The sequence below is a fragment of the Pseudidiomarina terrestris genome (assembly GCF_030466375.1).
In the GTDB taxonomy this organism is placed as follows: Bacteria; Pseudomonadota; Gammaproteobacteria; order Enterobacterales; family Alteromonadaceae; genus Pseudidiomarina; species Pseudidiomarina terrestris.
Genome location: NZ_JAGGJE010000001.1, coordinates 211,477 through 233,618, shown reverse-complemented (window position 1 = coordinate 233,618; position 22,142 = coordinate 211,477). Strand labels below are relative to the sequence as shown.

The following is a 22,142-nucleotide window of genomic DNA, read 5'->3' as shown; positions in this document are numbered from 1 at the left end:
GAAGACAAATGACGCGATCACCCCAGTCTACAAATTGGATAAGCTACATTTTACGCTCTGTGGTACTGGGCCTGTTGGTTGCGGCATTAGTCATCTGGTTGCAACCTCTAGTTGCCGATTGGCAATTGTCACGGCAGCAATCCAGCCAACCTATGAGCTTCGCTAAAGCCGTTAACCGTGCCGCTCCAGCGGTGGTCAACATCTACAGCCTTAGTGAGGTTCGCGGTTCCTATTACAGCCGTCGCCCCAGCACAGTTCTGCGGCTTGGTTCCGGTGTGATTATGGATAACGTCGGCCATATCATTACTGCCGCCCACGTCGTGGCCAATGTCAGTTCCATTGAAATTGCTTTACAAGATGGCCGCCGCACCAGTGCTCAGGTGATTGGCGTTGACCCCATTACCGATCTGGCAGTGCTGCGGATTGAACTTGATAACCTACCGGTCATCCCGCAGGACCAGAACCTGCGCTCCAGTGTCGGCGACGTAGTGCTGGCGATCGGTAACCCGCTCAACTTAGGGCAGACCATTACACAGGGTATTATCAGTGCCACCGGTGGCCGCATGGGTGTGATTAACACCCACGCAGATTTGATGCAGATGGATGCCGTGATCAACGAAGGAGCGTCAGGTGGCGCCCTCGTTAACAGTGAAGGATACCTGGTAGGAATCAATAACGCCCAATTTCGCGGCCCGGCTGGCCAGGGTGTTGAGGGGATTTACTTTGCTGTGCCCTACTCGCTGACGCGCACTATTATGAAAACGCTCATCGAAGAAGGTGAAGTGGTGCGCGGCTACTTAGGTATCAATACCAGCGACACACCGGCCGCTCAGGTATATCAGCAGCCCGGTATTTTCGTCACCGCTGTCGATCCGAACAGTCCCGCGGCTGAGGCAGGCCTGCGCGCCGAGGATTATATCGTGGAGATTGCCGGCCAGCAGATTTCGTCGGCGACCGAAGGGCTGGCTTTGATTTCCAATACAGCCCCCGGCACCGAACTCGAAATTCGCTACTTACGCGGTAATGATGAAATCACTACCACGGTCATCATCAGAAAGCTGCGCTATTAATCGTGACGTTCGATCTGCGCGCCCAGCGCCGATAGCTTCTTCTCGATAGCTTCATAGCCGCGGTCGATATGATAGATACGCTGCACCGTAGTCTCACCACTCGCCACCAAGCCAGCAATCACTAACGACGCTGAAGCCCGCAAGTCGGTACACATGACTTGTGCTCCGGCGAGACGATCGGTGCCTTTGCAGATGGCGGTGTTGCCTTCCAGCTCAATTTGCGCGCCCATGCGCTGCAGTTCAGGGACGTGCATAAAGCGATTTTCAAAAATCGTTTCACGCACCCAGCCGGTGCCATCAGCGATGGCATTCAGAGCACAAAACTGCGCCTGCATATCCGTTGGGAATGCCGGATGTGGCGCGGTAATTACATTCACCGGACGCGGTCGCGCCGGCGCCTGCAAGCGAATCCAGTCTTCACCTTTGGTGATGGTTGCACCCGCTTCTGTTAACTTCTTCAGTACCGCATCCAGCATCGTTGGATCGGTATTTACGCAAGTCACATCACCACCTGTCACCAGTGCCGCGACGAGAAAGGTACCGGTTTCAATACGATCGGGCTGTACTGAGTAATCGCCGCCATGGAGCTTATCGACGCCATGGATTTCGATGGTATCAGTACCAGCGCCGCGCACGTCTGCACCAAGCGTATTAAGGAAGTTAGCGAGGTCAACGACTTCTGGCTCCCGCGCAGCATTCTCAATAGTGGTCACGCCCTCGGCCAGAGTAGCGGCCATCATCAGGTTCTCAGTACCTGTGACACTCACCGTGTCGAGCAAAATCGCGGCGCCTTGCAGCCGGCCATCAACACGGGCATTAATGTAGCCATTTTCGACCACGATCTCTGCGCCCATCTGGCGTAGACCTTCGATGTGCAGATTCACTGGTCGCGCACCGATGGCACAACCGCCAGGTAAGGACACCTGTGCCTCGCCCTGACGCGCCAGCAAGGGTCCTAAAACCAGAATCGAGGCGCGCATGGTCTTCACCAGCTCGTAACTGGCGATATGGTGAGCAATGGTTTGCGGATGAATGCGATAGCTGTTGGCATCCAGAGCTTCGCTGCTGATGCCTAAGTCTGCGAGCAACTTCAGCGAGGTGCGCACATCCTGCAGAGCAGGAACATTGTGCAGATTCACATCGTCGGTCGCCAGCAAGCTTGCCATCAAAATGGGTAGCGCAGCATTTTTCGCACCAGATATCCGTACTTCACCGTGCAGCGCTTGGCCACCCTTTATTATAAATTTTTGCATTGCGGGCTACTCGCTTTAACTCAGCATTGCGAGCTTTTTCTCGCGTTGCCATTCAGTTGGGGTATAGGTTTTGATCGAAACAGCATGCAATTCACCACTGGCAATAAGCTCTTTTAGCGGTGCATACACCAACTGCTGCTTTTTCACGCGGCTTAAGTCAGCAAACTGCTCACTCACCGCCGTAATTGAAGCGTGGCTGCCGTCAACTTTCACAATGAGTTCGTCTAACTCGAGCGCTGCCTGTATAAGTTCTTTAATCGTATCAATTGTCATTAGACTAAGTTCTTGTTGGGTTGCGTTCTAATTTACTCACATTTAAACATGCTTGAGTAATGAAGAGCCACCGCTAACTTCAACGATGGCATCAAACTGTTGACTCGGATTAGTGATCGCAAGTTCACATTTTCGTTGCATTAAATACTTTTTTAACTGCAACAGCATCGCCACACCGGCCGAATCAACATGCTCAACGGACTCGAGGTCAACAGTTAAGCGCTCTTGTCCGTCGGCGTACCAATCTTTTCGCTGGCCCCATGCACGCGCAACTGTTGCGCGAGTCAGTTCACCTTTAAAGGTCAGGGTCTCATCCTCTTGCTGCCAACTCAATTGCGCTGTCATAATCTTAACTATTACCCTGGTCGTAAGGCTGGATAGGCTCCTGGCCTTTCTCACGTAACAATTCGATGGTGCCATCGATGCCACGATCACGTATCACTGAGGAAATCTCTGCGGCTTTGCTGTTCAGCAGGCTCACGCCTTCAACCACGAGATCGTAGGCCTTCCAGACTTTTTCATCGTCGTCGTAGCGCAGTTTAAAGTCGAGGCGAACCGGTGGCCGCCCGTCTTTTTCAATAAGACGAGTTTTCACCTCAACCATGCGGTCGTCAGGGGCAATATCGCGAGCCCGCTCGAACTGAAATTCGTGTTTTTCTTCATCGTACTGGGTAAAGGCGCGACCGTAAGTTGCAATCAGGTACTCACGAAAAACAGAATAAAACTCCTGCCGTTGTTGTTCCGTCGTATCCTTAAGATTCCGACCGAGCACACGCTTTGCAGCGTAAGTCGCATCGACATACGGCATCAACTCTTCGCGGATGATCACCCGCAGGTAATCAAGATCTTCATTAATTTTAGCGCGTTCTTCACTGATGCGCTTGGCGGTCTTATTGGCGACCCGTTCCAGCAAAACATAAGGGCTTTCGGCGTCCTGCTTGGTGTTGGCCACGGCAGTTCCAGTGACCACTAACAGCGCTGCCATCAAGAATGCATACCAGATTTTCATTTTTGCTCCTTAATCGTTGCCTTGGCTGAACAGGAACTGACCGATCAGATCCTCAAGCACCAGTGCAGATTTTGTATCTTGGATATAGTCGCCGTCTTCTAACATTTCCACGGTGTCATCGATGAAACCTGGGCTTAATCCCACATATTGCTCACCTAGTAAGCCCGACGTTAAGATTGAGACCGATGAAGTATTAGAAAATTCATCATATTGTTTGTTGATGGTCATTTCGACCAGCGGCTCGTAGTAGTCGCCGTCCAGCGTAATGCGGCTGACACGACCGACCACCACGCCACCAACTTTCACTGGTGAACGCTCTTTTAAACCACCAATGTTGTCGAATTTTGCGTACAACTTATAGGTTTCATTACTGCTTCCGACGTTGGTATCAGCTGCGCGAAGGCCCAGAAATATGAGTGCGAGCACACCAAAAATAACGAAAAATCCGACAGCTAACTGTGTATTTCTTGATTCCATAATCTGTTACCCAAACATCAGTGCGGTGAGAACAAAATCTAACCCCAACACAGCGAGTGAAGCTGTCACCACAGTCGATGTCGTTGCCCGACTAATACCGACCGAGGTTGGAGTACAATGAAAGCCTTTATGCAGTGCGATCCAGGTCACCACAAAGGCAAAAACTAAACTTTTAATAATACCGTTGAGGATATCTTGTCCCCATTCGACATTCGACTGCATCACTGACCAGAACGCGCCCTCGTCGACGCCAAGCCAGCGCACGCCGACTAAATAGCCACCGTAGATACCAACCGCGGAGAAGATAATCGCCAATATTGGCATACTGTAAAAACCGGCCCAGAAGCGCGGCGAGATGACGCGTCTTAGCGGGTCGACGGCCATCATCTCAAGACTTGAGAGCTGTTCCGTCGCTTTCATCAAACCAATTTCTGCCGTCAGTGCAGAGCCGGCGCGCCCGGCAAATAATAATGCTGTGACAACAGGTCCAAGCTCACGCAACAGTGAGAGTGCGACCATAGGCCCCAGGCTTTGCTCGGCGCCGAAGTCGACTAAAATCGTATAGCCCTGCAGACCAATGACCATGCCAATAAACAGGCCACTGACGATGATAATGACGAGCGATAACACGCCTACGGAGTACATTTGCTGCATCAGCAAAGGCCAGGACTTGCGAATTTGTGGTTTGCCTACCAGGGCTCGCAGTAACATCACCATAGCTTGGCCGGCACCGGCAATATTATCTAAAACTGCCTTCCCCAGCGCTGCAACTCGATCAAGCATTGTCTCGCTCCTTGCGCTGCTCGGCATCAGAGTCAGCATCCGCTTCTTCGCCCAAGATATCTTTGGCAAAACTTTCCGCTTTATAATGGAACGGTACAGGACCGTCCGCGTCGCCCGACAAGAATTGTTGCACTAAGTCATCATCAGAGGCTTTGAGCTCCTCTGGTGTGCCTTCCGCCACGACTTTTTTGTCGGCAATAATGAACACTTTATCGGCGATGGTTAAGACTTCAGCAACATCATGGGTGACCACGACACTGGTCAGCCCCAGTGAGTTGTTTAATGACTTAATCAACTTAACGATGACCCCCATTGAAATCGGGTCCTGCCCCGCAAAAGGCTCATCGTACATGATAAGTTCCGGATCCAGTGCTATCGCCCGTGCCAAAGCTGCGCGCCGCGCCATACCACCGGAAAGCTCACCTGGCATCAGATCGCGAGCACCACGCAGTCCCACCGCTTCCAGCTTCATCAGCACGATAGTCTCAATAATTTCGTCCGGTAAGTCGCTGTGCTCACGAATCGGGAACGCTATGTTGTCAAACACCGTCATATCGGTGAATAAAGCGCCACTTTGGAAGAGCATGCTCATGCGCTTACGCTGCTCGTACAAAGCGCTGCGTGATAGTTGCGGAATATCATGCCCGGCAAACTTAATGCTGCCACTTTGTGGCTTCAGTTGCCCACCGATCAGCCGTAACAGGGTGGTTTTACCGATACCACTTGGTCCCATCACCGCAGTGATTTTGCCGCGCGGGATCCGCATTTCCAGACCTTTATAGACCTGATGCGCACCGTAGCCATGGGCAAAATCCAGATTTTCAATAACGACGAGGTCGTCGGCGTCAGCGCTTGTCATAACTGGCTCTTCCCTTTTTTCAAGACCGCCTAGTTTACCTGAAATTGGGACTTTTCCCTAGCGTGCGGTGGTAAATTTTGTGACAAATCATGTGTCAAAGCGCTATTACGTCTGCATTTACAGAATCGATCGGTTATGATTGCAACATTCCTCATTTTTTCGGCAATGAAAGGTTTGCTATGACTGCTGCCAAAACCGACTCTTTTATCTCTTTAGCCGCCAGCGTGCTGGATATTGAAGCGCAATCGGTCAGTGACCTGAAGCGTTTTCTTGACGCAAATTTCACTCAGGCATGTGAGTACTTACTCGCCTGCAAGGGCAGAGTAATCGTGATTGGTATGGGCAAGTCTGGTCACATCGGCGGCAAGATTGCCGCGACCTTTGCCTCCACCGGTACGCCGGCGTTCTTTGTTCATCCGGGCGAAGCCAGTCACGGCGACTTAGGGATGATCACTGCAGCGGATGTGGTGCTGGCCCTGTCGAACTCAGGTGAAACCGCTGAAGTGTTGAGTATAGCGCCGCTAATTAAACGTCGCGGAGCACACTTGATCAGTATGACCGGAAACCCGCACTCGACGCTTGCCGAGTTGGCCGATGTCCACGTCTGTATTGCTGTTAAACAAGAGGCCTGCCCGCTAGGTCTGGCGCCGACCTCGTCAACCACCGCGACCCTGGCGATGGGTGATGCACTAGCGGTAGCCTTATTGCATGCCCGTGGCTTCACCGCTGATGACTTCGCCATGTCACACCCAGGCGGCAGTCTCGGCCGACGCCTGCTGCTGCATATTCACGATGTCATGCACAGCGCAGAACGTATGCCGTTGGTCGCAGAGTCCGCATCCTTAAGTGATGCGTTACTGGAGATGTCCCGCAAAGGTCTGGGGATGACTGGAGTGACTGACACCCAAGGCAAATTGATTGGGGTCTTTACGGACGGCGACCTGCGTCGCATCCTTGACCAAAAAGTCGATGTCCATCAGGCTCGTATTGCTGACGTCATGACAGCAAAGCCAATAACGATCCGCGCGGATGTGCTTGCCGCAGAAGGCCTGAAACTCATGGAAGACCGCAAGATTAACGGTTTATTCGCGGTTGATTCTAACGGCCAGCCGCTCGGGGCTCTGAACATGCACGACTTACTGAAAGCGGGAGTTATGTGATGAATTTGACCACCATCAGCACCTGGTATGGAGATATCAGTGAATCTCTGTTTAACCGTCTCAGCGCGATTCAACTGGTCGTCTGTGACATCGATGGTGTATTTTCTGACGGCCGGATTTATCTGGGGAACAACGGTGAAGAGCTGAAAGCTTTTCACACCCGCGACGGCCTCGGCGTAAAAGCACTGCTCAACAGTGGTATCCGCGTTGCTGTGGTGACGGGCCGGCAATCAAAAATTGTGGATCAGCGGATGCAGGCGCTCGGCGTTACAGATATCTATCAAGGTACCACCGAAAAGCTCAAGGTCTATTCTGAATTGGCCGAGCGTTACCAGCTCGAAGATCAGCACATTGCCAGCATTGGCGATGATATCCCCGATGTGGTGATGCTGCAGCGTGCCGGGGTCGGGGTTGCGCCGCAGGATGCTCACCCCTGGGTGCAGCAGCAGGCGGATTATGTCACCAGCATGCGCGGCGGGTTTGGCGCCGTCCGTGAGTTGAGCGATCTCATCCTGCTCAGTCAGGGACGCTTGCAGTTGCACGGTGGGGTCAGTGTATGAACCGTCAGCTGAGCTGGATTCTGGCCATTTTGTTTTTCTTGGGCGCCTTGTTGATTTGGCGGCCATTCTCCAGCGACGAGATTATTGCAACTGACCCTCAGTTTCGGGAAATTCCACCGGACTTTATTGCTGAAGGGCTGGCCACTCGAGTGTACAATAGCAGTGGACAGCTTGAGCATCGGATTAATGCAACCAAAATGACGCATTACAGTCCAATTGGATTGACGGAGCTAGATAACCCAGTGTATCAGGTTCGCCCCGATGGCCAGCAGGAAACCTGGCAAGTGGTGGCTGAACAGGGCTCTTTTTATGATGATAAAACCCTGGTGCTGGAACGGAACATCGTGGTGACGCACCTCGCCGCAGACGATTATCTGGAACGAGTTGAGACGAGTTATTTAACTATCGACACCTTGGCTGAGACCATGATCACCGACCAGCCTGTGACGATTTTTGGTAAAAATTTTATAGTGCGCGGCAACGGCATGATTGCTGACCTCCGCGCCGAGACCTTGGAATTGAATGAGCATGTACAAACTACCTACAGTCGCAATCGCTAAACAGTTTTTCAGTGCCGCCCTGGTGCTGCTCGCTGCGGCCCTTTTCAGCCCGACGGTTGCAGCTCAGGGAAAAGCGGACTTTGAACAAGACATCAAGGTTGACTCCGAACGCGAATGGTTCGACATTCAAAACAAAATTGCCGTATTCGAAGACAATGCAGTGATCACCCAGGGAACCTTGCGTATTACCGCCGACCATCTTGAGGTTTCACAACAGGGTGAAAACGGCGTGCGTACCTTTACCGCCGAAGGCGCACCCGCGACCTACCAGCAGGAGCTGGAGGACGGTAACTTGATTCGTGCTGAGGCGGAAATCATTCGCTACGACGAGAACGCTGAGACGCTGACTTTGCTTGGTAATGTCAAAGTCACCCAGGCGAACAGCGAGATTCAAGGTAACGAGATCGTTTACGACTTCGCAAATCAGCAGCTCCGCGCTCGCCGTGGCGACGACGAAAGTGACCGAGTCACTACCATTTTCAAGCCTAAAAATAAGAACGATAATGAGCCAATTAATCGCTGAGCACCTCGCTAAATCCTACAAGAAACGTGAGGTCGTTAAAGACGTCAGCCTGACCGTTGAATCGGGTAAGGTCATTGGACTACTTGGCCCCAACGGCGCCGGCAAAACCACGACCTTTTATATGATTGTCGGACTCGTGGGTCATGACAAAGGACGTATCCTGCTCGATGATCAGGATATCTCCCTGCTGCCGATGCATGAGCGGGCGCGCAAAGGTATTGGCTACCTGCCACAGGAGTCGTCGATCTTTCGTAAGCTGACCGTGCGCGACAATATCATGGCGATTCTGGAAACCCGCAAAGAGCTGGATGCTAATGCGCGCGAAGAAAAAGTCGATGCGTTACTGGAAGAGTTCCATGTTGGCCACATTGCGAACAGTCTTGGCATGAGCCTCTCTGGAGGCGAACGCCGCCGGGTTGAAATTGCCCGGGCCTTAGCGGCCGAACCCGCTTTTATTTTGCTCGATGAGCCTTTTGCCGGTGTTGATCCTATTTCAGTTATCGACATTAAAAAGATTATTGAGCATTTGCGTAAACGCGGCATCGGCGTGCTGATCACTGACCATAACGTCCGTGAAACCTTATCCGTATGTGAGCATGCGTATATAGTTAGCCATGGGGAGTTGATTGCCGAAGGTGACGCCCATACTATTTTAAGTAACCAACAGGTAAAAGACGTTTACCTAGGCGATCAATTTACGCTGTAGACGATCAACCGCAACTTTCGGTGGTTACCCTATGAAGCAAGGCTTGCAACTTAAATTTAGCCAGCAACTGTCGATGACTCCTCAGTTGCAGCAGGCTATCCGCTTGCTTCAGCTTTCCAGCTTCGAATTGCAGCAAGAAGTTCAGCAGGCCCTCGAAGAAAACCCTTTGCTGGAGCAGGATGAGATCGAGGAGCCGCTGCGCGACCACGATGAAGAAGCCCTCAGCGATGACAATCACGAGTGGGACCAGAATTATACCGCGGAATTGATGGGCGCAGTCGGCCAAAACGATGCGGACTATGACGCCATGGTGTTTGGCTGTGGTAAGGAAACCCTGCATGACCACCTGCGCTGGCAGTTACAACTCTCTCACTTCTCTCCCGTAGATGAACAGATCGGCCTGGCTATTATCGACGCCATCAACGCAGCAGGATATCTGACCCAATCCGTCGACGAGCTGACCCAAGGGCTCAACTCCCAGTTGCAAGAACCTGTTGAAGACGACGAAGTCGCCGTGGTGCTCAAACGCATTCAGCAATTTGATCCGGTTGGCGTTGGCGCCCGTGATGTCAGTGAATGCCTGTTGCTGCAACTGCAACAATTTCCAGAACAGATGCCGTATTTAAGCCAGGCACGCAAAGCTGTTGCTAACTACGTGGAATTGCTAGGACAGCGGGATTACCGATCGCTGTGCAAATATCTGAAATTGAACGAAACTCAGTTAACTGAGGTGCTTGCTATTGTTCAGCAGCTGCAACCCCATCCCGGCGACCGCTTTGAGCAAAACGATGATGCGTACGTGATACCCGATGTGGTCGTGCACAAAAAAAATAGTCGCTGGATAGTTGAGCTAAATCCGCAAAGTTTGCCTAAACTAAAAGTAAATAGCAGTTACGCAGCACTAATACAGGATGCCAAACAAAGCGACGATATGAGCTACATTCGCCAGCACTTACAGGAAGCAAAATGGTTTATTCGCAGTATCGAAAGCCGCAATGAAACCCTGTTAAAAGTCGCGACTTCGATTGTGCAACGCCAACAGGCCTTTTTTGAGCTTGGTGAAGAGGCGATGAAACCTATGGTGCTCGCGGACATCGCCGCTGCCATCGAAATGCATGAATCCACCGTATCCAGAGTAACTTCCCAAAAGTATATGCATACGCCTCGCGGTGTGTTTGAATTGAAGTACTTTTTCTCGAGCCAACTCAGCACTGATGGTGGTGAGGACTGTTCTTCAACCGCTATCCGGGCGTTGCTGAAAAAGCTAGTCGCCGCCGAAAACCCGAAGAAGCCGCTAAGCGACAGTAAACTGACTGAGCTGATGTCGGACCAAGGGATTCAGGTTGCTAGAAGGACGATTGCCAAATATCGGGAGGCGCTCCAAATACCGCCCTCGAACCAGCGCAAGCGTCTTATTTAAATCTTGGACAATAGAAGGAAGATGTTATGCAAATTAATCTGACTGGTCATCATATTGAGATTACTGACGCGTTGAGAGATTACGTCAATACCAAGTTTGCGAAGCTAGAGCGTCATTTTGACCACATTAGTAATGTCCATGTGATTTTAAATGTTGAAAAGTTAACCCAAAAAGCGGAAGCTACGCTGCATGTCAGTGGTGGCGAAATTTACGCCGATTCAGAACATGAAGATATGTACGCGGCGATCGATGGCTTAATTAATAAGCTCGACCGTCAAGTGATTAAACACAAAGAAAAGATGAAACGTCACTAAATCATGGATTTATCCTCACTGTTAAGCCCGGACTGCACCCGTTGTGCAGTCGCGGGCACAAGTAAAAAGAAAGTTCTCGAACTCATCGGTCAGCTGGCCGCGCCGCGTTTATCCGGAACCACAAGTTTTGATGTTTTCGAGAGCTTGCTCAATCGCGAACGCCTTGGTAGCACCGGTATCGGGCTAGGCGTCGCCATTCCCCATGGGCGTTTAGGCACGGCCAACAAACCCGTCGCGGTATTGATGACCCTTGCTGATGGAATCGATTTCGACGCCATTGACAACCAGCCCGTTGATATCGTTTTTGCATTGCTGGTTCCTGAAGAAGAGCATGAGCAACATTTACAGACTCTTGCGGCTGTGGCGCAGCGTCTGAACGACAAGTCCTGCACCCGCGCACTGCGTGAGGCGAGCAGCGATAAGGAATTGTTCGATTTATTTACCGACAACGGTAGTGGCTAAGTTATGCAGCTGATTATCGTTACCGGCCGTTCGGGATCAGGGAAGACCATTGCGTTAAGGGTTTTAGAAGATCTCGGCTACTACTGTGTCGATAACTTACCTATTATGCTATTGCCCACCCTGGTGCATGCTATCCAGGAGCAATATGCGAACGTCGCGGTCAGTGTCGACGTCAGAAACTTACCCGGCTCACATGACGACCTGAGTGATGCTCTCGATTTTCTTCCTGACAACATCAAGCCAGAAATTCTGTACCTCGACTCCAATGACCAGGTGTTACTGCGTCGATTCGGTGAAACACGCCGGTTGCACCCCCTGTCGCGCAATGAAATGCCCTTAAGTGAGGCGCTTCAGACCGAATCAAAGTTACTCGAACCGCTCGCTGAGCGTGCCACCTGGCGTATCGAAAGCAGCGACCTCAGTGTTCATCAGCTGAGTGAGCAGGTCAGCGAGCGCGTACTCGGTCGCGCAGCATCACGACTCATTGTGGTCTTCCAGTCCTTTGGTTTTAAATATGGTTTACCGCCGGATCTGGACTATGCATTTGACACCCGTATTCTGCCTAATCCGCATTGGGAGCCAGAATTAAAACCGCTGACGGGCAACGACCCAGCGGTACAGCATTTCTTTGCCCAACAGCCTCTGGTGACCAAGTTTGTGCATCAGGTGGAAACCTTTCTAGCTACCTGGTTACCTTATTTCCAGCGGAGTAACCGCAGCTACCTGACCATTGGTATTGGCTGCACTGGCGGTCAGCACCGTTCCGTGTATATCGCTGAACAGCTGGCAGAACGCTTTGCCGACCATGAATTCAAAGTTCAGGTTCGCCATCGTGAAGGATTCCGCCGCCAATGACCACTGAAGCCCGTAAATCTGTCATCATCAAAAACAAGTTAGGCCTGCACGCCCGTGCTGCCACCAAACTAGCCAAACTCACACAACAGTTCGACGCGAAAGTCGCCATTGTGCAAGACGGTAAAGAGGTCGATGCCTCCAGCGTTTTGTGCCTGCTACTGCTTGCCAGCGGTCAAGGCAAAGAGATCGAGGTCATCGCCCGTGGCAGTGAAGCTCAGACTGCCGTTGACGCGGTCGCCAGTCTCATCGAAGCCCGTTTTGAAGAAGACAGCTAGCGAAGAAGGCATGACGAAATTCCTTTAATGCGATAAACTCCTCATATTCATAGGAGTTTTCATCATGCTTCCAGAAGTCGCTGAAAAAGAATTTGCCGAACAACGGCTACAAGACGTGACCGAAGCACTTGCGCGTGGCATGTACGTGCAAGCCCGTCGGCAATTGCATAACCTGCCGGCCTGGGATGTCGCGCTCCTGCTCGAATCCTCACCGCCAAAAGCCCGTGCCATCATCTGGCAGCTGGTCGATGCCGACGAGCACGGTGATATCCTCGAAGAACTCTCTGAAGAAGTTCAAAAATCCGTTATTCGCCAGATGGCGCCGGAAAAACTGGCCGCCGCTACCGAAGGCATGGATACGGATGACCTGGCCTATGTACTTCGTGGCCTGCCCGAGCAGGTTTATCAGGAAGTTCTGAAGTCGATGGACGAACAAGACCGGCATCGCGCAGAAAAAGCGCTCTCTTACGAGGACGAAACTGCCGGTTCAATGATGAACACGGATACCATCACGCTGCGCCCTGACGTCACTATCGACGTCGTTTTACGCTACCTGAGATTAAAGGGTGAGTTGCCCGAGGCAACGGACAAGCTGTATGTCGTCAGTCGCGATGACCAGTTCATTGGAGAGATCTCCATTTCCCGTCTGGTCACGGTCGACCCAGCCAAGCTGGTGAGTGACGTGATGGAATCTGACGTGCAGGGGATTGCGGTCGATATGGATGAAACCGAGGTCGCCAAGCTGTTTGAGCGCCAGGACTGGATATCCGCCCCCGTCGTTGATACCGAAAACCACCTGCTCGGCCGTATTACCATCGATGACGTGGTCGATATTATCCGTGAAGATGCACAGCACTCGATGCTGAGTATGGCGGGTCTTGATGATGATGAGGATACCTTCGCACCGGTCCTGAAAAGTACTCGCCGGCGCTCGGTCTGGTTAGGTGTCAACTTAATTACTGCGCTGCTGGCGGCAGCAGTCAGTTCAATGTTTGAAGATATTCTTGCGCAAATGGCCATACTGGCGATTTTAAACACCATAGTTCCAAGTATGGGCGGTATTGCCGGGTCGCAGACTCTGACCCTGGTGATACGCGGTATGGCCCTTGGCCATGTCGGCGCCAGTAACCAACGCTGGTTGATCGGTAAAGAACTCGCAATTGGTGCGTTAAACGGTGTGATCTGGGCGCTCTTGATTGCAGCAGTGGTTGCCATCTGGAAGCAGGATCTGGTCATAGGTGGCATTATCGCCTTCGCGATGATGGCGAACCTGCTGGCCGCAGGCCTGGCGGGGGTCACGGTACCGCTGATATTGAAAAAATACAATATCGACCCAGCCCTGGCCGGCGGGGTCATACTGACCACCGTGACCGATGTTGTGGGTATTTTTGCCTTCCTTGGCACTGCAACTCTGTTACTTAGTTAACGAAAGTTTAGTTGAAGACAGTGCGGGCGCTTAGTTACCCGCGACGCGCATGCTTTCTAACAGCACCGACCCGGTCCGTACGCCGTGACGCCGGTCGGTGTCATTGCCAATGGCCACAATGTTACGCAGCATATCGCGCAGATTACCCGCGATGGTGATTTCTTCGACCGGATACTGAATTTCGCCGTTTTCAACCCAGAAACCTGCCGCGCCGCGCGAGTAATCGCCGTTCACCAGGTTTACGCCCTGCCCCATCAACTCCGTCACCAACAGCCCTGTGCCCATGGTTTTGCAAAGCTCTGCCAGGCTCTGATCCTGCTGGGTCAGCTGCCAGGTGTGAATGCCACCTGCGTGCCCGGTAGGCGTCATTTTCATTTTGCGGGCTGCGTAGCTGGTTAATAAGTAGCTCTGCAGTACCCCATTTTCAACGATCACGCGGTCTTGGGTCGCCACGCCCTCATGATCAAATGGCGAACTCGCCAGTGCACCTTGCAGGTGAGGCTTTTCCTCGATGGTCAGCCATTCCGGCAACACAGGTTTACCCAGCTGATCGAGCAAAAAACTGGACTTACGGTAAAGATTACCGCCGCTAATCGCACCGACAAAGTGACCGAATAAACTATTGGCAATATCCGCACGGAAAATCACCGGCACTTTGGCCGTATCAATCTTGCGGGCTTCCAGACGCGCCACAGTTTCATGGACGGCATCTTCGGCGACCTGCTCCGGAGACTGCAGATCAGAAGTTTTACGTGCCACAGTGTAAGCATAGTCGCGTTGCATGGCGTCACCATGCTTGGCGATCAGCGCACAGCTAATCGCGTGCCGTGATTGCAGGTACCCATCCAGAAAGCCATGACTGTTACCGTACACCCGATAGCCAATGTGGCTGCTGTAACTGGCACCGTCAGAGTTAACGATACGCTTATCCAGAGCGAGCGCGTGCCGCTCGCATTGCAATGCTTGCTCAAGCGCATAATCCGCCGACTGATCGCCCGGATGACACAGATCAAGATCCGGAGCGTCATAAGCCATCAGTTCCTGCGGGGCCAGACCCGCATCTGGATCGGGTGAGGTAAAGCGGGCAATATCGAAAGCTTTTTCAACACTGGCGCGAATCGCCTGCGGCGACAAATCAGTGGTCGAGGCAGAACCTTTTTGCTGGCCCTGATACAAGGTAATACCCAAGGCTCCGTCCTGGTTGAACTCCACGGTCTCAACTTCGCCCAAACGGGTCTCTACGCTAATTCCGCGGCTGCGCGTTAGCGCGCACTCCATCGCAGTGGAACCCAGGCTTTTGCCATAATCCAGGGCTTCGGCGACCGCTTGTTTCACATCAACAAGCTCGGCCTGTAATTCATTTAGATCTGGTTTCAAAGTAAACTCCATTGGTTGCTTGCTCACTAGCCTGTTAAAATGCTGCCATTGCACAGAGGAAAAACCATGCACGATAGCAAAGACTACGACCAAGACGACGATTTCGTCAGTAAATCACAACTCAAACGTGAAGCAGAAGCGCAGCAAGAACTCGGTCGGCAGCTTGTCGACCTGTCCGCCGGCAAGCTCGATAAAATGCCACTCGACGCGGAATTACTTGATGCAATTCAGCTGGCTCAGCGCATTCGTAATAAACGCGAAGGCTTCCGTCGACAACTGCAACACATTGGTAAAATGATGCGCCATCGCGATACGGCGCCGATTGAGCAGGCGCTTGACGAACTCGAACATGCGCATCACGAGCAAAATGCATTATTTCATCAGCTGGAAAAGTACCGTGATGAGATACTTGCTGATGGGGATAGCGCGATTCAGGAATTCCTGACCGACTACCCTCTTGCTGACCGGCAAAAGCTACGCCAGCTTTACCGGCAAGCGCAAAAACAACAGCAACAGGGCAAACCGCCAGCGGCGGCGCGCGAGCTGTTTAAGTATTTGCGCGAGGTGGCCACCGCTTAATCGGTGCCACCTACGGTAAGGGCGTCCAGCTTCAGTGTGGGCTGCCCTACCCCTACGGGTAAGCTTTGCCCATCCTTGCCACAAACGCCCACGCCGGTATCCAGTGTCAGGTCGTTACCGACCATGGAGACCTGGCGCATGGCATCAGGGCCATTACCAATTAAAGTCGCCCCTTTCAGCGGCGCGGTAATTTTACCGTCTTCAATCAAGTACGCTTCCGAAGCTGAAAACACGAATTTGCCGGAAGTAATATCCACTTGTCCGCCGGCAAACTGCGGTGCATAAATGCCACGTTTGACGCTGGCAATAATATCCGCAGGATTTGCTTCGCCGCCAAGCATGTAAGTGTTGGTCATGCGTGGCATAGGCAAATGAGCATAGGACTCTCGGCGACCATTACCGGTTGCTGCAACACCCATTAGCCGGGCATTCATTTTGTCCTGCATGTAGCCCACCAGACGGCCTTTTTCGATGAGAACGTTGTAGCCACCAGGAGTGCCTTCATCGTCAATACTTAACGAGCCGCGGCGATTGGCCAGGGTACCGTCATCAACAATGGTGCAAAGTTCGGACGCAACGCTTTCACCGATTTTGCCAGAGTAAGCTGAAGCCCCCTTGCGGTTGAAGTCGCCCTCTAAGCCGTGGCCGACCGCTTCATGCAATAGCACCCCGGGCCAACCTGCACCAAGCACCACTGGCATGGTGCCAGCTGGAGCCGGACGCGCGTCAAGATTGACGATGGCCTGACGTACAGCCTCTTTGGCATAACTCTGCCAGCGCGGCAAGGTTTCCTGGTCCTCGGCATTGAAAAAGTACTGATAATCCACTCGGGCACCGCCGCCTGCACTGCCGCGCTCGCGCCGGCCATCTTGCTCTGCCAGTACGGTACAATTGACGCGTACCAAAGGGCGTACGTCAGTGGCTAAGGTGCCGTCGGTTGCGATTACTAAAACCTCATCATAGCTACCGCTGACACTGGCGATGACCTCAACCACGCGCTTATCCAGAGCGCGCGCGTAAGCGTCAATTTCGCGCAGCAGGTCGATCTTGGCTGCTTCGTTTAAGCTTGCCAATGGATTGCTCGGCTGATAACGCGCTGTGGCCGTGACGGCCGCAGGAACCTGCACAGTTTTGGCTTGCCCGGCAGTGGCAATTCCCCGTGCCGCGCTGGCAGCTTGCGTGAGTGCGGCAGCGGTGATTTCATCCGCATAAGCAAAGCCGGTTTTCTCTTCGTGTAAGGCGCGCACGCCTAGCCCGCTTTCAATATGAAAGCTGCCCGACTTAACGATGCCGTCTTCCAGCACCCAGGACTCGTTAGTGCTGTGCTGTAAATAGATATCTGCGTAGTCAATCGAGCCTGTGTAGAGACTCCCTAAGCGTTGCTGCAGCGCAGCAACGTCGAGATCGTTCGCTGTCAGTAAATGTTCAATGACCTGATTGTGATGACTCATGGATTACCTTCTTACTACTGGCAAAGTGTTTTGCCACAGGAATATTTTTACGAATGTCGCCGAGCTGACTCAGGTCAACGCTGGCGCTGCTTAGGCACGGGCTTTGTTGTCCGTCACAAGCGCTTAAAACTTTGCCCCAGCCATCAATCACCAGAGCGTGTCCATAGGTTTCGCGACCGTTGGCATGAGTGCCGACCTGAGCGCCTGCGACCAATGCGCACTGTTGTTCGATGGCTCGGGCTCGGGTTAACACTTCCCAATGCGCCGCGCCGGTCACTTTTGTGAAAGCTGATGGTAAGGCAATCACCTCGGCACCAGCCGCGCGCAACGCACGAAACAATTCCGGAAAGCGCACATCATAACATACCGCTAAACCCAACACGCCGAATTCAGTGGCGACGGTCACGATCTCCTGGCCCGGATGAGTCCAGGCGGATTCGCGATACTCTTTGGTTGAATCGGCAACATCGACATCAAATAAATGGATTTTGTTGTAACGCGCCAGGCAGCCACCGTCCGGGCCATAGAGCAACGAAGCGGCGCTAAACTTGTCATCGCTCTGACCATCGATAATAGGGACGGTTCCCGCCAACAAATAAATGCTGTGTTGCCGGGCCAGTTTTGCCAGCCGTTCTTGCAACTCCCCGCTACCAAAAACTTCCGCCCGCTCCCGCTGACGTTTGTCACCAGCGCCAAAGCACAAGCAAGCCTCCGGCAGAACTACGAGTTGCGGACGCGCGGGGGGGAGTTGCGTCAGCACCTGCTCAATGATTTTGAGGTTGTCCTGAGGATCCGGCTGACTGGTCATTTGTACTGCTGTCAGCTGCACTATTTTGGTTGCTGTCATTGCCTTCCTCCTGCGGTAGTTCATCTACGGGAATGGTGACTTCGCGACTGTCACGGGATACTTCTTTCACCACCGGTTCGTCAATGGTGCCGGTAATTTTATATTCAAGTCGGCTAATCACCTGCGCATCCTGCAGCATCTGATCGATTAATAAGGCGGCTAAGCCAGACGGTGGATTCACCATCCAGGCCAAAATAACGGGTAAACTTGAGGTGACCTTAGGCACATAAAATAACTGATAGTCGATGGCTTCTGTTACCAAATTACTGGTGCCACTGATCTCCATATCGCCGGCAGAGCCATCCATTTTAGCATTACGGGTGGTGACGACGCCGTCGTCAATGGTGAAGCTTCCGGCAAATTCCGTAAAAAACAGCCCATTGGCAAAGATATCACGAAAATCGAAACGTAATTTTCGCACAATACTATCCAGACTTAACAAGGAAAACAGCCGTGCGCCGCCATCGCTGACATCATTTAAATAGCCTTTGCCCAGTCGCCAGTCCATCTCGCCGTCTAAACTCTGCACATCAAACTCATCCGGACTGCCCTGCCAACTGAGTTGGAAGTCAAAGTCAGCGGGACTGTCCTGTATGATTGAAGTGATCTCGTAATCATCCAGAAAAGCGCCCAGATCGGAGCTCGAAAAACTTCCTTGCAGACGGGTTTGCGCGGCGCGCTGATCGGTGGCTACCAGCCAATCGAGACCCGCTTGCAACTGATGCTGGCCCTGCTTGATAGAGATATTCTCAAAGCTGAGTTCAGCTGCGCTGGGACTGAGTTCAAATGCTACTTCACCGAGCTGGTACGCACCATAACGGCAACGTTTACAATCAAACTCAATCTTCGGCCATAAGCTGTAGTCCTGCGCCTCCTGCACTTCCGTGACCACTTGTTCATCGGCGGCTGGAGGAACGACATCAAGTTCAAGGTAGTCGGCTTCAATCTGCAGTTGCGCAGCTTGATCTTCAGACTCTGGCCAATATCCACCGGCTAGCGCTGCTTGCTCTGCGCGCCAGCGGAAGCGCCAGGTATCCACCACCGAAGTTTCGTTCGGATCCTGCTGCCGCCAGGCGACGATCGCATTATCAGTCAGTTCATGACCCGCGAGCGTCAGCCGATCTGCACGAAGTTCTATCAAATCAGGAACAGGTGCAGCGATGGCCGAATCAGATTCATCAGCAACTGCACCGCTGTCACCGGCCATGCTGATCTCCAGCCATTGTCCGATACCCACAACTTTGCGCAGCCATAAACTGGCATCCATCTCGGTCAGGCCGATCTCAAGCGGAAAGCGCGGATTTAAGCCAAGCAAGTCTGGATTCGGCGTCTCGTTTACGCGATCACCTATGCGGGCGTAGCCCTGCTGCAATTCACTCGCATCCCCGTTGTACTGCAACTCAATCAGGCTGGCGTCGCCTAAGCTACTATTGATTAACAGACTCTCCGGTCCGCCGGAAACCTGCAATTGCCATGGCAGCGATTCGCCCACGGTGGTGTGAAGTGGCTGCGGTAGATCCAGAGCCAGCTCACGCAAGTCCGATTGTTGCGTCCAGTGGAATGAGTAGCCACCCGTGTTCGGTAACGAGAGTGCCAGTTGCCCCTGCCATATCAGCTCACCTGCGGCAATCGCTGCGGTAGCCGGGTTACGCTCATTCAGCGCCGCCATTGACCAGTTTCCTGAGGTCTTCAAGCGCACGTGATAGTCATCCGCACGCGCTTGCGCATTCAGATCTGCGGTAACAGGCAACTGTTGCCACAGAAACTGCAGTTGCTCGGCCTCAATCACGTCGTTACGAAACGCGATATCGCCACTGACTCCGGTAAATTGCTGCTGCAGACTGCGGACAAAAAGTTGGTTGTCAGCGAGCGTTGCAACCCCCTCCGCAACGACGGACTTAGAGTCATCAAGTGGAATGGTTAACTGCAATTCACCTGTTATGGGTCCGCTCAACTGAAGTTCGCTAAACGTTTCGCCAAGGCTCGACGCCATCGGACTTGCCGCAAAAACGGGTTGCAAGCCTGCGCCATCACCCCCGATATCACCACTTATCTCAAGGCTGGGGGGCCGTGCAAGAACGTCTGGAATTAACGTGTCTACCCGAGCCAGACGCATTTCCCCGAGCTTGCCGTCCGTCGTCACAATGTGCATGCGCTGGTTGGTGAAATTCACCCGCGCTTTGGCATCGGTAACCGCAGGCCAGTTGGGTTGGAAGCGATAGACCAGATCGCGAATGTTCGCCTGAGCCTGAAACCGACCGCTCGGCTGCTGGTAAGGGAAGTCTGTCAGCGTGCCGCGCCAGACCATCGCTAAATCTTCGGCGCTGCCTTCGATAAGTGCGGTCTGCAGATAATCGTGGAGTTTGGCACCCATCACCGTCGGTAGGTAATCCCGTAACGTCGCTGCCGGAATCAAGTTCTCGCCGGTGTCGTGCACCCTGGCTTCAATCTCAAGCTGCTCACGTTGCCGGATTTGGGCGCGCACGGCCAGTGGTAGCCCGACCAGATCGGCGTGACTGCCCTCTGCGACGGACAAGTCCCATTGACCTTGCTGCCAGCGAAAATCCCCCCCCAGATGCAAATCCTGTAACTGCCAGGGTCTCGTGTCACTTAGCGCGTCACTATGCAGCGCCACATCAGCACCAGTCAGCAGCCAGCGGGCATCGGAGCCGCGGCCAATGGCTTCCAGAGCGACTTGATTCAGGCCCGGAGCGCCCTGGGTCTGTTTCCAGCTCACCTGATGCGCGCGCAAATGCCAGTGCAGAGGCTGTTGCAGCTGCTGTTCCAGACTCAAGTTAAGCCGTCCTTGTAACTCACTTTTCTGGACCGCATCGGCAAAGCGCTGGCCCTTGCTGCCAGCTAAACTGGTCAATTGCACAAGCGGGGCCACGGGCACGTCTTCGGCACTCAAGGCAAACCTGTCAGGAGTCTGCAGCCAACTCACCGTAGGTAGGGTCCAGGTGGTTTTGTCTTGCACGAAAGTGATAGGATTATTATTCACCAGCCAACCGTTATCCTGTGGCCGCAGACGCAGTAGGCCTTTCGGGATAACCAACTGATGTTTGCGCTCGGCGACCTGCCAGTGCAACTCGTTGCGACCCAGCTGCAAGATCCCGTTAGAGAAATCACTGGCAGCGAAATTCAGCCACATGGTGAAGTTGAACTCAGCTTGCAGCACTTTTGAATCTACCACTTGCTGCTGCAGCCAGGCGGCAATATCCAGGTTTGAAGCTTGTACATAGATCTGGCCGTTCAAGTCGGCGGGGTCGTTCCCCTCCACCTCGATCATCACATCCAGGGCGTTACTCGCTAGCGCATCGATACGAAAGCTACCGATGCCCTGGTGCGAGCGTCCCTGATTGGTCCAGCTCAGGCGATCAACGACAATGGCACGACGCACACCAACGAGGTTTACCAGCTCGAGGGTACTATTCTCTATGGTGACCTGATCCAACTGATTAAGAAAAAATCGCGGTAACTGATCACCGAGTCCGGTATTACTGGTCAGCGAGGAGTCACGCAAATCGTAAGTGACATGGAGATCGGCGAGGGTCACCTGCTCAAACTGCACCGACCAGGAGCGCAAACTGTGCCAGAAATTAAACATCACGCGGGCTTCGTTAAGCTTAAGGCTGGTCTGCTGGCCAGCAACCTCACTGACCGCAATATCACGCAGGATCAGTTGTGGCCCGGCGCTATTCCAGTCGGCGCCCAGCTCATCGATGGTTACCTGCACCTCGTAATTGCGGCTAAGAAAGTCTTCAACGTTGGTGGTCACATCAGGCAACTGTGGCAGCAGGTAACGCAGTATGCTTAGCACCACAGCAAATAACACCAGGGCTGTCGCCAGAGTGTAGAGTAAGGTCCGATAAGCTACTTTAACCGAAATCCGCCACATGCCGA

Annotated in this window: 24 protein-coding genes; 13 read left to right on the top strand and 11 right to left on the bottom strand. The window is 52.9% G+C overall.

What is annotated here, in order from left to right; translation table 11 throughout:
• Positions 1-8 precede the first annotated feature (8 nt).
• Positions 9-1,070, top strand: a complete 1,062-nt coding sequence (locus tag J6J28_RS01095) for a trypsin-like peptidase domain-containing protein (protein ID WP_301719430.1) — start codon at positions 9-11, stop codon at positions 1,068-1,070.
• On the opposite strand, the gene murA is transcribed toward J6J28_RS01095, so the two are convergent.
• From murA to J6J28_RS01060, 7 genes are read right to left on the bottom strand one after another with little or no spacing between them, the layout of a single operon-like run.
• Positions 1,067-2,323 (bottom strand): UDP-N-acetylglucosamine 1-carboxyvinyltransferase, encoded by a 1,257-nt coding sequence (gene murA / locus J6J28_RS01090; RefSeq protein ID WP_301719429.1) that lies wholly within the window; start codon positions 2,321-2,323, stop codon positions 1,067-1,069. The two genes, J6J28_RS01095 and murA, sit on opposite strands and share 4 nt — an antisense overlap.
• A 15-nt stretch (positions 2,324-2,338) precedes the next feature.
• Positions 2,339-2,596, bottom strand: a complete 258-nt coding sequence (locus J6J28_RS01085) for a BolA family protein (RefSeq protein WP_301719427.1) — start codon at positions 2,594-2,596, stop codon at positions 2,339-2,341.
• Positions 2,597-2,638: 42 nt separating this feature from the next.
• Positions 2,639-2,941, bottom strand: a complete 303-nt coding sequence (locus J6J28_RS01080) for an STAS domain-containing protein (protein WP_301719426.1) — start codon at positions 2,939-2,941, stop codon at positions 2,639-2,641.
• Between the two features lie 4 nt (positions 2,942-2,945).
• Positions 2,946-3,605, bottom strand: a complete 660-nt coding sequence (locus tag J6J28_RS01075; protein ID WP_301719425.1) for an MlaC/ttg2D family ABC transporter substrate-binding protein — start codon at positions 3,603-3,605, stop codon at positions 2,946-2,948.
• 9 nt (positions 3,606-3,614) lie between these two features.
• Entirely contained in the window at positions 3,615-4,082 is a 468-nt protein-coding gene (gene mlaD / locus J6J28_RS01070; protein WP_301719424.1) for an outer membrane lipid asymmetry maintenance protein MlaD, read from the bottom strand.
• Positions 4,083-4,088: 6 nt separating this feature from the next.
• Entirely contained in the window at positions 4,089-4,865 is a 777-nt protein-coding gene (gene mlaE, locus J6J28_RS01065) for a lipid asymmetry maintenance ABC transporter permease subunit MlaE (RefSeq protein ID WP_301719423.1), read from the bottom strand.
• Entirely contained in the window at positions 4,858-5,724 is an 867-nt protein-coding gene (locus J6J28_RS01060; protein WP_301719422.1) for an ATP-binding cassette domain-containing protein, read from the bottom strand. Before J6J28_RS01060 ends, mlaE begins: the two co-directional genes overlap by 8 nt.
• A 179-nt stretch (positions 5,725-5,903) precedes the next feature.
• Here J6J28_RS01060 and J6J28_RS01055 point away from each other — a divergent pair, with 179 nt between their 5' ends.
• The 11 genes from J6J28_RS01055 to mgtE all read left to right on the top strand — a co-directional run bounded on the left by J6J28_RS01055 (position 5,904) and on the right by mgtE (position 13,985).
• Positions 5,904-6,884: a KpsF/GutQ family sugar-phosphate isomerase gene (locus tag J6J28_RS01055; RefSeq protein ID WP_301719420.1), complete on the top strand. Its 981-nt coding sequence runs from the start codon at positions 5,904-5,906 to the stop codon at positions 6,882-6,884.
• The gene (gene kdsC / locus J6J28_RS01050) at positions 6,884-7,444 is read left to right on the top strand and encodes a 3-deoxy-manno-octulosonate-8-phosphatase KdsC (RefSeq protein WP_301719419.1); all 561 of its coding nucleotides are present in this window, start codon (positions 6,884-6,886) and stop codon (positions 7,442-7,444) included. The genes J6J28_RS01055 and kdsC overlap by 1 nt, the downstream gene beginning before the upstream one ends.
• Entirely contained in the window at positions 7,441-8,004 is a 564-nt protein-coding gene (gene lptC, locus J6J28_RS01045; RefSeq protein WP_301719418.1) for an LPS export ABC transporter periplasmic protein LptC, read from the top strand. The genes kdsC and lptC overlap by 4 nt, the downstream gene beginning before the upstream one ends.
• Positions 7,973-8,527 carry a lipopolysaccharide transport periplasmic protein LptA gene (lptA, locus tag J6J28_RS01040; RefSeq protein ID WP_301719417.1) on the top strand — a complete coding sequence of 185 codons (555 nt, stop codon included), beginning with the start codon at positions 7,973-7,975 and terminating at the stop codon, positions 8,525-8,527. The genes lptC and lptA overlap by 32 nt, the downstream gene beginning before the upstream one ends.
• Positions 8,508-9,233, top strand: coding sequence for an LPS export ABC transporter ATP-binding protein (lptB, locus tag J6J28_RS01035; RefSeq protein WP_301719415.1), 726 nt, complete (start codon positions 8,508-8,510; stop codon positions 9,231-9,233). The genes lptA and lptB overlap by 20 nt, the downstream gene beginning before the upstream one ends.
• Positions 9,234-9,264: 31 nt before the next feature.
• On the top strand, positions 9,265-10,653 hold the full coding sequence (locus tag J6J28_RS01030; RefSeq protein ID WP_301719414.1) for an RNA polymerase factor sigma-54: 1,389 nt from the start codon (positions 9,265-9,267) through the stop codon (positions 10,651-10,653).
• A gap of 26 nt (positions 10,654-10,679) precedes the next feature.
• Entirely contained in the window at positions 10,680-10,967 is a 288-nt protein-coding gene (gene hpf / locus J6J28_RS01025; protein WP_301719413.1) for a ribosome hibernation promoting factor, read from the top strand.
• A 3-nt stretch (positions 10,968-10,970) separates the two neighbouring features.
• Positions 10,971-11,429: a PTS IIA-like nitrogen regulatory protein PtsN gene (ptsN, locus tag J6J28_RS01020; RefSeq protein ID WP_301719412.1), complete on the top strand. Its 459-nt coding sequence runs from the start codon at positions 10,971-10,973 to the stop codon at positions 11,427-11,429.
• A gap of 3 nt (positions 11,430-11,432) precedes the next feature.
• The gene (gene rapZ, locus J6J28_RS01015; protein ID WP_301719411.1) at positions 11,433-12,284 is read left to right on the top strand and encodes an RNase adapter RapZ; all 852 of its coding nucleotides are present in this window, start codon (positions 11,433-11,435) and stop codon (positions 12,282-12,284) included.
• A complete protein-coding gene (locus tag J6J28_RS01010) occupies positions 12,281-12,559 on the top strand; it encodes an HPr family phosphocarrier protein (protein ID WP_301719410.1) in 279 nt (92 codons plus the stop codon). Before rapZ ends, J6J28_RS01010 begins: the two co-directional genes overlap by 4 nt.
• A 64-nt stretch (positions 12,560-12,623) precedes the next feature.
• On the top strand, positions 12,624-13,985 hold the full coding sequence (mgtE, locus tag J6J28_RS01005) for a magnesium transporter (RefSeq protein WP_301719409.1): 1,362 nt from the start codon (positions 12,624-12,626) through the stop codon (positions 13,983-13,985).
• A gap of 30 nt (positions 13,986-14,015) precedes the next feature.
• On the opposite strand, the gene pmbA is transcribed toward mgtE, so the two are convergent.
• Positions 14,016-15,374 carry a metalloprotease PmbA gene (pmbA, locus tag J6J28_RS01000; protein ID WP_301719408.1) on the bottom strand — a complete coding sequence of 453 codons (1,359 nt, stop codon included), beginning with the start codon at positions 15,372-15,374 and terminating at the stop codon, positions 14,016-14,018.
• Positions 15,375-15,428: 54 nt separating this feature from the next.
• Here pmbA and yjgA point away from each other — a divergent pair, with 54 nt between their 5' ends.
• Entirely contained in the window at positions 15,429-15,941 is a 513-nt protein-coding gene (yjgA, locus tag J6J28_RS00995) for a ribosome biogenesis factor YjgA (protein ID WP_301719407.1), read from the top strand.
• On the opposite strand, the gene tldD is transcribed toward yjgA, so the two are convergent.
• From tldD to J6J28_RS00980, 3 genes are read right to left on the bottom strand one after another with little or no spacing between them, the layout of a single operon-like run.
• On the bottom strand, positions 15,938-17,392 hold the full coding sequence (tldD, locus tag J6J28_RS00990) for a metalloprotease TldD (protein ID WP_301719406.1): 1,455 nt from the start codon (positions 17,390-17,392) through the stop codon (positions 15,938-15,940). The two genes, yjgA and tldD, sit on opposite strands and share 4 nt — an antisense overlap.
• Positions 17,367-18,239, bottom strand: a complete 873-nt coding sequence (locus J6J28_RS00985) for a carbon-nitrogen hydrolase family protein (protein ID WP_301719405.1) — start codon at positions 18,237-18,239, stop codon at positions 17,367-17,369. Before J6J28_RS00985 ends, tldD begins: the two co-directional genes overlap by 26 nt.
• The gene (locus tag J6J28_RS00980; RefSeq protein WP_301719404.1) at positions 18,157-22,137 is read right to left on the bottom strand and encodes a YhdP family protein; all 3,981 of its coding nucleotides are present in this window, start codon (positions 22,135-22,137) and stop codon (positions 18,157-18,159) included. Before J6J28_RS00980 ends, J6J28_RS00985 begins: the two co-directional genes overlap by 83 nt.
• Positions 22,138-22,142: the final 5 nt, after the last annotated feature.

Bases quoted from the DNA above. Each gene is read 5' to 3' on its own strand.
- J6J28_RS01095 (WP_301719430.1), top strand. From the start codon at position 9: ATGACGCGATCACCCCAGTCTACAAATTGGATAAGCTACATTTTACGC.
- murA (WP_301719429.1), bottom strand. From the start codon at position 2,323: ATGCAAAAATTTATAATAAAGGGTGGCCAAGCGCTGCACGGTGAAGTA.
- J6J28_RS01085 (WP_301719427.1), bottom strand. From the start codon at position 2,596: ATGACAATTGATACGATTAAAGAACTTATACAGGCAGCGCTCGAGTTA.
- J6J28_RS01080 (WP_301719426.1), bottom strand. From the start codon at position 2,941: ATGACAGCGCAATTGAGTTGGCAGCAAGAGGATGAGACCCTGACCTTT.
- J6J28_RS01075 (WP_301719425.1), bottom strand. From the start codon at position 3,605: ATGAAAATCTGGTATGCATTCTTGATGGCAGCGCTGTTAGTGGTCACT.
- mlaD (WP_301719424.1), bottom strand. From the start codon at position 4,082: ATGGAATCAAGAAATACACAGTTAGCTGTCGGATTTTTCGTTATTTTT.
- mlaE (WP_301719423.1), bottom strand. From the start codon at position 4,865: ATGCTTGATCGAGTTGCAGCGCTGGGGAAGGCAGTTTTAGATAATATT.
- J6J28_RS01060 (WP_301719422.1), bottom strand. From the start codon at position 5,724: ATGACAAGCGCTGACGCCGACGACCTCGTCGTTATTGAAAATCTGGAT.
- J6J28_RS01055 (WP_301719420.1), top strand. From the start codon at position 5,904: ATGACTGCTGCCAAAACCGACTCTTTTATCTCTTTAGCCGCCAGCGTG.
- kdsC (WP_301719419.1), top strand. From the start codon at position 6,884: ATGAATTTGACCACCATCAGCACCTGGTATGGAGATATCAGTGAATCT.
- lptC (WP_301719418.1), top strand. From the start codon at position 7,441: ATGAACCGTCAGCTGAGCTGGATTCTGGCCATTTTGTTTTTCTTGGGC.
- lptA (WP_301719417.1), top strand. From the start codon at position 7,973: ATGTACAAACTACCTACAGTCGCAATCGCTAAACAGTTTTTCAGTGCC.
- lptB (WP_301719415.1), top strand. From the start codon at position 8,508: ATGAGCCAATTAATCGCTGAGCACCTCGCTAAATCCTACAAGAAACGT.
- J6J28_RS01030 (WP_301719414.1), top strand. From the start codon at position 9,265: ATGAAGCAAGGCTTGCAACTTAAATTTAGCCAGCAACTGTCGATGACT.
- hpf (WP_301719413.1), top strand. From the start codon at position 10,680: ATGCAAATTAATCTGACTGGTCATCATATTGAGATTACTGACGCGTTG.
- ptsN (WP_301719412.1), top strand. From the start codon at position 10,971: ATGGATTTATCCTCACTGTTAAGCCCGGACTGCACCCGTTGTGCAGTC.
- rapZ (WP_301719411.1), top strand. From the start codon at position 11,433: ATGCAGCTGATTATCGTTACCGGCCGTTCGGGATCAGGGAAGACCATT.
- J6J28_RS01010 (WP_301719410.1), top strand. From the start codon at position 12,281: ATGACCACTGAAGCCCGTAAATCTGTCATCATCAAAAACAAGTTAGGC.
- mgtE (WP_301719409.1), top strand. From the start codon at position 12,624: ATGCTTCCAGAAGTCGCTGAAAAAGAATTTGCCGAACAACGGCTACAA.
- pmbA (WP_301719408.1), bottom strand. From the start codon at position 15,374: ATGGAGTTTACTTTGAAACCAGATCTAAATGAATTACAGGCCGAGCTT.
- yjgA (WP_301719407.1), top strand. From the start codon at position 15,429: ATGCACGATAGCAAAGACTACGACCAAGACGACGATTTCGTCAGTAAA.
- tldD (WP_301719406.1), bottom strand. From the start codon at position 17,392: ATGAGTCATCACAATCAGGTCATTGAACATTTACTGACAGCGAACGAT.
- J6J28_RS00985 (WP_301719405.1), bottom strand. From the start codon at position 18,239: ATGACAGCAACCAAAATAGTGCAGCTGACAGCAGTACAAATGACCAGT.
- J6J28_RS00980 (WP_301719404.1), bottom strand. From the start codon at position 22,137: ATGTGGCGGATTTCGGTTAAAGTAGCTTATCGGACCTTACTCTACACT.